This window comes from Hymenobacter agri, assembly GCF_054778495.1.
Map to the genome: position 1 here is coordinate 1 of NZ_BAAGZM010000160.1, position 7876 is coordinate 7876.

Sequence of the window (7876 nt, forward strand, 5' to 3'; positions counted from 1 at the left end):
CTGCCCGCCAATCCGCTGCTGCTCGTGCTCGAAGCCGTGGAGAAGCCCGGCAACCTCGGCGCCATTCTGCGCACCGCCGACGCCGCTCCGGTCGATGCCGTGCTCATCGGCGACGCGCGCACCGACCTCTACAACCCCAACACCATCCGGTCCAGCATCGGCTGCGTGTTCTCGGTGCCCGTGGTGGCTGCGCCCATGGCCGAAATCACCACTTTTCTGCGTGCGCAGGGCATTCGCAGCTACGCCGCTGCCCTCACGCCCCAAGCGCATTCCTACCTCGAGTGCGACTTCCGCCGCCCCACGGCCCTGGTGCTGGGCACCGAGGCCGACGGCCTGACGCCCGCCGCCCTCGCCGCCTGCGACGACACCATCATCATCCCCATGATGGGCCGCATCGACTCGCTCAACGTGAGCGTGGCCGGCGCCGTGCTGGCCTTCGAAGCCGTACGCCAGCGCACGGCCTCGAAGGAATAACCCGCTATCAATCGCCCGGTAAGGCGACTAGTTTGCGCGGGTTTGCAGGCTAATGGTACCCGGCTGCAGCCCCGTGCCGCTGGCTTTCACCTGCACGGCCCCGGCCTTGCTGCCCGCTTGCACAATGGCCACCAGCTGCCCCTGAAACGCGTGCATCTGCGGCTTCTGGAACGGCTCCAGGTTGGTGGCGTCGCCGTTGCCGATGGCGCGGAAGCTGCCCGCGCCGCTCACCGCGAAGCTCAGCGACTGCGTGGCGTCAGGGCAGAGGTTGCCGTCCTTGTCCTCCACGCGGGCGGTGATGAAAGCCAGGTCCTTGCCATCGGCCGCGAGGGCCGGGCGGTCGGCCACCAGCTTGATGTGGTGCGGCGCGCCGGCCGTGCGCACTTCCTCGGTGGCCACGGCTTTGCCCTGGGCATCGTAGGCCACCACTTTAATGCTGCCGGGCGCGTATTTCACGTCCTTCCACATCAGGCGGTAGCGGGTCTGGGGCTCGTTGGATGGGCCTTTGGTCTGGCGGCCCTGGCTCTGGCCGTTCACAAACAGCTCGGCCGAGGGGTAATTGGTGTAAGCAAACACCGGCGTAGTCTGCCCTTCGCGGCCAGTCCAGGTCCAGTGCGGCACGAGGTGCAGCGTGGGCTGGGTGGGGTTCCAGCGGGCGCGGTACAGGTAGTACCGGTCTTTGGGTATGCCGGCCAGGTCCAGAATACCGAAGTAGGAGCTGTGCGACGGCCACTTCTCGTCGTAGGGCGTGGGCTCACCCAGGTAGTCGAAGCCCGTCCACACGAATTCACCGATGGCATTCGGCGTATCATCCTGCGCCGCGAATTCCTCGTCCGGCGTCTGCGACCAGCTGCACGCCTCCAAGTCGTAGCTCGACGACTGGTTATCCGGGTACTGCTTCTGCTTGGCCTTCTCCACCGGAAACTTGTATACCCCGCGCGAGCTCACCGTCGAAGCCGTTTCCGAGCCCAGCAGGAAGCCCTGCGGCAGCTTGGTCAGCGCCTGCCCATACAGGCGGGGCTTGTAGTTGAAGCCGGGAATGTCAATCACGTTCACGATGCCGTACTTGAAATCGTCGTCGTAGCGGTCCATGCCCATCGTCACGGGGCGGGTGGGGTCTTCGCGGTGTACGAGGTCCTGCAGGCGCTTGGCAATGAGCGGGCCGTTGGCGTTGCTCTGGTCGGGCACCTCGTTGCCGATGCTCCACATAATCACCGACGGGTTGTTGCGGTAGTGGTGCACCATGTTGGTCAGGTCCTTCTCGGCCCACTCGTCGAAGTACTGGCTGTAGCCGTTCTTCACCTTCGGCGCCTTCCACTCGTCAAACGATTCCACCATCAGCATCAGGCCCATTTCGTCGCACAGCGTTACCAGCTCGGGCGCGGGCATGTTGTGCGAGGTCCGAATGGCGTCGCAGCCCATATCCTTCAGCAGCACCAGCTGCCGGCGCAGCGCTGCCGTGTTGATGGCCGCGCCCAGCGGGCCCAAATCGTGGTGGTTGCACACGCCCTTAAACTTGCGTGGCTGCCCGTTCAGCGAGAAACCCACGCCCTTCTCCAGCTTGAAGGAGCGAATGCCAAACGGCGTCGTGTACGCATCCTTCAGCTCCTTGCCCGCATACAGCTTCGACACGGCCGTGTACAGCACCGGCGTTTCCGGCGACCACAGCTTCGGCGTCGGCACCGTCAGGTTCTGCTCAAACGTCAGCCCATCGGCCAAGTTCGTGCTCGTGGTGGCCACCACCTTGCCGGCCGCGTCCCGAATTTCTGTGTCGAGCCGCAGGGCCTGCGGCTTGTTACCCGGTGTAGCCACCGTCGTTTTCAGGTTCACCTTCGCCTGCGCCGCCGTGATGTCGGGCGTCGTCAGGTACGTGCCCCACACCGGGATGTGCACGTCGTCCGTCACCACCAGGTGCACGTTGCGGTAGAGGCCTGCGCCGGGGTACCAGCGCGAAGCTTCGGGCTGGTTGTTGAGGCGCACGGCCAGCACGTTGCCGTCGCCGGGCTTCAGTAGAGAGGTAATGTCCAGCGAAAACGAGTTGTAGCCATAAGCCCAGTGGCCCGCCTCCTTGCCATTCACGAACACGTGCGGGTCGCTCATCGCGCCATCAAACACCAGCACGGCCCGCTTGCCCGGCCCGAAGCCCGGCACCGCCAGCCTGCGCCGGTACCAGCCCGTGCCAATGAACGGCAGCCCGCCCGTACGGCCCGATTTCTGGGTGGCCGCCTGCTCGTTGTTCTGCTCAATCTTCACCACCTGCAGGTCGTTGTTCCCGTCGAATGGTCCCGTAATGGCCCAGTCGTGCGGGATGCTCACCGTCTGCCATTTGGCATCGGCAAAATCCGGCTTGGCCGCGTTGGGCACATCGCCCTTCGAAAACTTCCAGTTCGAATCGAGCAGGTATTCGTGCCGGCTCTGAGCCGTGGCGGTGGTGGCGGCCAGCAGCAGCGTGGCGCGCAGCAGGTTCTTAAGCAGCATAAGCGGGCAGGGGAGAATGAGCCCGCAAGGTACGCCCGCCCGGCTTTACACAATCGATTATCCGACTTCCCCGGCCTAATACACCGTGATGCCGAAGCCCAATTCCTTCGCCAGCTGGCGGGCTTCCTCGGCCTGTGCATCGGCCACCACGCTCAGGGCGTAAGCATCGGCATCTAAAGTGAAAAGGACCAAAGCCAAGCCGCAAGGCTCCAATAAATCCTGCACAATATCAAGTGCCTCCGGGCCAATCACCGAAGGGCGAGCGGGCTCATTGGGCCAGCGGGTTCGGCGCTGTTGCATCAGGACTTCATTAATTCCGACTATCAGCCACGCGGCGGTATCCTGCCAGTCGCATTCCCAAATAAGCTCTGCATCAAGCAGCGCATCGATAAGGGCCACGTCGCGCAGCTCCTGTGTCGGCAATTCAGTTACGATGTCGCGCTCCGCCAGTTCCTCGGCAAACTGCTCCTGATAGCCGGCCGCATCCGTCAGCACCAGCGCCAGCCGCTCGCGCACGCGCTGGGTGGCGTCGGCATCATTCAGGGTAAAGAGCTGCACGAAGCGGCTCAGATTCTCTTGGTTCATAATTATAGCTCCTTGGTGAATGAAAAAGGGCGCGACCAAAGCCGCGCCCTCTTCAAAATTATTCATTCAGAATAATTATTCGGCCGTCTTAGCGTAGCGCAGACGCTCGTTTTCGTCGAGCAGAATCTTGCGCATGCGCACCGATTTCGGCGTTACTTCCAGGTACTCATCTTTCTGGATGTATTCCATGGCTTCCTCCAGCGAGAACTGGCGCTTGGGCACAATCTTGGCGTTATCGTCCGAGCCCGAAGCGCGCATGTTGGTCAGCTTCTTGCCTTTCTGAATGTTGATGGTCAAGTCGTTGGGGCGGGTATGCTCGCCAATCACCTGGCCGGCGTACACTTCCTCGCCCGGGTCCACGAAGAACGAGCCGCGGTCCTGCATCTTGTCGATGGTGTAAGCCGTGCCGGGGCCGGTTTCCAGCGAAATCAGCGAGCCGGCAATACGGCCCGGAATCACGCCCTTGTGCTCTTCGAAGTCGATGAAACGGTGGTTCATGATGGCCTCGCCGCCGGTGGCGGTCAGCACGTTGTTGCGCAGGCCGATGAGGCCGCGCGACGGAATGCGGAATTCAAGGTGCTGCAGGTCGCCCTTCGGCTCCATGATGGTCATCTCGCCTTTGCGCATGCTCACCAGCTCAATCACCTTGCCGGCGGTTTCCTCGGGCACGTCCACCACGAGCAATTCCATCGGCTCGAGGCGCTTGCCGTTGTCGTCTTCCTTGAAGATAACCTGGGGCTGACCCACCTGCAGCTCGTAGCCTTCGCGACGCATGGTCTCGATGAGTACCGACAAGTGGAGAATGCCGCGGCCGAATACCAGGAACGAGTCCTCTTTGTCGGTCGGCTGCACGCGCAGGGCCAGGTTTTTCTCGGTTTCCTTGAACAGACGGTCGCGCAGGTGGCGCGAGGTCACAAACTTACCTTCCTTGCCGAAGAACGGCGAGTTGTTGATGGTGAACAGCATGTTCATCGTCGGCTCGTCGATGCTGATGCGCTCCAGGGCCTCGGGGTTTTCGAAGTCGGCCAGCGTGTCGCCAATGTCGAAGCCTTCGATGCCCGATACGGCGCAGATTTCGCCGCTGCTCACTTCGGTTACCTTGTTTTTACCCAGGCCCTCAAACACGTGCAGCTCGCGGATTTTCACCTTCTTGATGCTGCCGTCGGCCTTCATCAGGCTCATGTTGGCGCCCTCTTTCAGGGTGCCGCGGTGCACGCGGCCGATGGCGATGCGGCCCACGAACGACGAGTAGTCGAGCGAGGTAATCTGCATCTGCGGGGTGCCTTCCAGGCTCGGCGCCGGCGGAATCGACTCCAGCACGGCATCCAGCAGGGGCGTGATGTTGTCGGTTTTCACTTTCCAGTCGGTGCTCATCCAGCCCTGCTTCGAGGAGCCGTACAGCGTCACGAAGTCCAGCTGGTCTTCGGTAGCGCCGAGGTTGAACATCAGGTCGAACACCTGCTCGTGCACCTCGTCGGGGCGGCAGTTTTCCTTGTCTACTTTGTTCACCACCACGATGGGCTTCAGGCCCAGGTCGATGGCTTTGCCCAGCACGAAGCGGGTCTGCGGCATGGCGCCTTCGAAGGCGTCCACGAGCAGCAGCACGCCGTCGGCCAGCTTCAACACGCGCTCTACCTCACCGCCGAAGTCGGCGTGACCAGGGGTGTCGATGATGTTGATTTTAACGTCTTTGTAGCGCACCGACACGTTCTTCGAAACGATGGTGATGCCGCGCTCGCGCTCCAGGTCGTTGTTGTCGAGGATGAGGTCGTCGAACTGCTGGTGGGCGTCGAAAATTTTGGATGCGTGGATAATCTTATCCACCAGGGTGGTCTTGCCGTGGTCAACGTGAGCGATGATGGCAATGTTCCGGATATTCTGGGCCATATGGGTTGGTTTTGCGGGTGCAAAGGTACGGAGAAAATAGCGCAAAGCCTTGTGGTACTCAACTATTAACACAAGCCCGGCTGCCGCACCCCGCTGCGCAGCCAAGCTAGTCGCCCTAAATGGCTTAGCTGGGGTGTAAGGTTCCCGGCCTGCTTTCGTCTGCCCGGCCGACCGAACCGGGTCCCGCCGCCGTATGTTGGTCACCTATCATTCAAACCACCTCTCATCATGCGTTTTTCCCTGCTGATTCTTCTTGTTTCGGTGCTTTCACTCAATTCGGCCTGCTCGCAGAAGCGCGATGTGGCCCTGAATACGCCCGCCGCGACCCGCCCCGCCACGGCCGGCAAAACCTACCCCAAGCCCCAGCCCGTCACGGGCAAGCCCAATGAGTTTCCGGTGCGCCATACCGACGCCGAGTGGAAAAAGCTGCTCACGCCCGACCAGTACTACATCCTGCGCGAGCAGGGCACCGAGCGTCCCTTCACCGGCAAATACCACGACAACCACGCCGCCGGCAACTACTACTGCGCCGCCGACCACAACCTGCTCTTCACCTCCGACACCAAGTTTGAGTCGGGCACTGGCTGGCCCAGCTTCTTCGCGCCGGCCACTGCTGCCAGCGTGAAAGTGGCCGCCGACAACAGCTTCGGCATGAGCCGTGACGAGATTGTGTGCGCCAAGTGCGGCGGCCACCTCGGCCACGTGTTCGACGACGGCCCCAAGCCCACCGGCCAGCGCTACTGCATGGACGGCAACGCGCTGGTATTTGAGAAGAAATAAAGAAAAGCTTGGTGATTTTCTGAGAAAATTCACATTCGCAAGTCCCCCGGGAATCCAACCCGGGGGGCTTTTCGTTTGTTAAAGCGTGTAGTTGCGGTGCGTCGCCCGTTATTTTGCCGGCGTAAAAGCAGAATCAGTCCTATTTTATCCTTGTTATCTCGCTCATGGAAAGTCATTCCGACCCTATCGAATATCTGCAGCAGGCCATTGAGACCACGCGCCAGCAGCTGCTCAATAACGGCGTGTGCCAGCGCCTCGAAACCCTGGCCGACCTGCGGCGCTTCATGGAGCACCACGTATTTGCGGTGTGGGATTTTATGTCGCTGCTCAAGGCGCTGCAGCGCGACCTAACCTGCGTAGCCGTGCCGTGGGTGCCCTCGCCCAATCCGGCCACGCGCCGCCTCATCAACGAGATTGTGCTGGGTGAAGAGTCGGACGTTGACCTGCAGGGCCGCCCCGTCAGCCATTTCGAGCTCTACGTGCAGGCCATGGAAGAATGCGGCGCCGATACCGCACCCATCCGGCGGCTGGTGGCGGCCATCACGGCGGGCCGCCCCGTGGCTCAGGCCCTGGCCGAAGCCGATGCGCCTGAATCGGTACGCGAGTTCGTCGAAACTACCTTCGACATCATCAATTCTAATAAGCCCCACGCCGTAGCATCTGCCTTCACGTTTGGCCGCGAGGATTTGATTCCGGCCATGTTCCGCCAGCTGGTGGGCGAGTTGCGGGACCGGTTCCCGGGCCAGCTCGACACGTTTGTGTATTACCTCGACCGCCACATCGAGCTCGACGAGGACGTGCACGCCCCCCTGGCCGAGCAAATGGTGCGCGAGCTGTGTGGCGACGACCCCACACGCTGGCAGGAGTGCCAGCAGGTTGCCATCCGCAGTCTCGAAGCCCGCATGGTGCTCTGGGACGGTATTGTGCCGGCGGCCGCTGCTGTGTTGCCCGCGTAAACAAGCCAACCCTCGCCCCGTATCCCGCGTTTCAGACAGGCTGCCGATTTCGGCAGCCTGTCTTGCTTTCTGTTATGGCTTTTCGCGCTGTTTCCCGCTTTTTCTATACCCTGAGCGCACTCGGGGCAATTGCTAGTCTGGCCGCCTGTTCGGTGTCGGACCAGGCCGCCGAAACGGCTACGCCCAGCGCCGTGCCCACCGAAGTGCGCACCGATGCCGACCGCCGCGCGCTTTACAACAGCAATGGGGCACCCAGCCGCACCGGCTACGCCGTACCCGATGCCACTCCCAACCGCGTGCGTCTGGGCGAGCAGGCCGCCGACATCAACCGCGAAAAGCGCATCGAAAACGTGAACACCGACGACCCCAACAACACGACGACCGAAACCCGCCTGCGCCGCCTCAACAACAACGCCCCGGTACCGCTCGATACCACCCGCCTCCGATAGATGCTTTTCGACCATATAAAAAGCCCGCTACCAGCAATTGGTAGCGGGCTTTTTATATGGTCGAAGAAAAATAAAGCTATTCGCTTACCTCGCCGGTGCTCGGGCTGTCGGCCGAGTTCAGCAGGCCACCCGCCTCGGGCTCGGGGGCAGTATTAGCTGCCGTGTTACGTTTGGGAGCGGGCTTTTTAGCCGCAGTGCGCGGTGCCGCACTGGCCGCGGGGGTAGCGGGCGTTTCGGCCGCTGCCGCGTTGTCAGTTGCAGGGGCGG

8 protein-coding genes are annotated in these 7876 nt (G+C 62.1%); 4 read left to right on the plus strand and 4 right to left on the minus strand.

Annotated elements, in window-relative coordinates; all coding sequences use genetic code 11:
• Positions 1-474: TrmH family RNA methyltransferase (locus tag ACYVDE_RS10095; protein WP_460501384.1), on the plus strand; the 474-nt coding region annotated here is incomplete at its 5' end.
• Positions 475-501: 27 nt separating this feature from the next.
• Here the strand turns inward: ACYVDE_RS10095 and galB are convergent.
• The 3 genes from galB to typA form a co-directional block, all read right to left on the minus strand.
• Complete coding sequence (galB, locus tag ACYVDE_RS10100) at positions 502-2952, minus strand: beta-galactosidase GalB (RefSeq protein WP_460501385.1); 2451 nt, start codon at positions 2950-2952, stop codon at positions 502-504.
• Between the two features lie 75 nt (positions 2953-3027).
• Complete coding sequence (locus tag ACYVDE_RS10105) at positions 3028-3537, minus strand: DUF6630 family protein (protein WP_460501386.1); 510 nt, start codon at positions 3535-3537, stop codon at positions 3028-3030.
• A gap of 75 nt (positions 3538-3612) precedes the next feature.
• On the minus strand, positions 3613-5424 hold the full coding sequence (gene typA, locus ACYVDE_RS10110) for a GTP-binding protein TypA/BipA (RefSeq protein ID WP_460501387.1): 1812 nt from the start codon (positions 5422-5424) through the stop codon (positions 3613-3615).
• A 228-nt stretch (positions 5425-5652) separates the two neighbouring features.
• Here typA and msrB point away from each other — a divergent pair, with 228 nt between their 5' ends.
• From msrB to ACYVDE_RS10125, 3 genes are all read left to right on the plus strand, one after another.
• On the plus strand, positions 5653-6204 hold the full coding sequence (gene msrB, locus ACYVDE_RS10115; RefSeq protein WP_460501388.1) for a peptide-methionine (R)-S-oxide reductase: 552 nt from the start codon (positions 5653-5655) through the stop codon (positions 6202-6204).
• Positions 6205-6368: 164 nt separating this feature from the next.
• On the plus strand, positions 6369-7160 hold the full coding sequence (locus ACYVDE_RS10120; protein WP_460501389.1) for a DUF3050 domain-containing protein: 792 nt from the start codon (positions 6369-6371) through the stop codon (positions 7158-7160).
• A gap of 74 nt (positions 7161-7234) precedes the next feature.
• Positions 7235-7609 carry a hypothetical protein gene (locus tag ACYVDE_RS10125; protein ID WP_460501390.1) on the plus strand — a complete coding sequence of 125 codons (375 nt, stop codon included), beginning with the start codon at positions 7235-7237 and terminating at the stop codon, positions 7607-7609.
• Positions 7610-7685: 76 nt separating this feature from the next.
• Here the strand turns inward: ACYVDE_RS10125 and ACYVDE_RS10130 are convergent.
• Positions 7686-7876 (minus strand): hypothetical protein (locus tag ACYVDE_RS10130; RefSeq protein ID WP_460501391.1); only part of this gene is annotated, 191 nt, incomplete at its 5' end.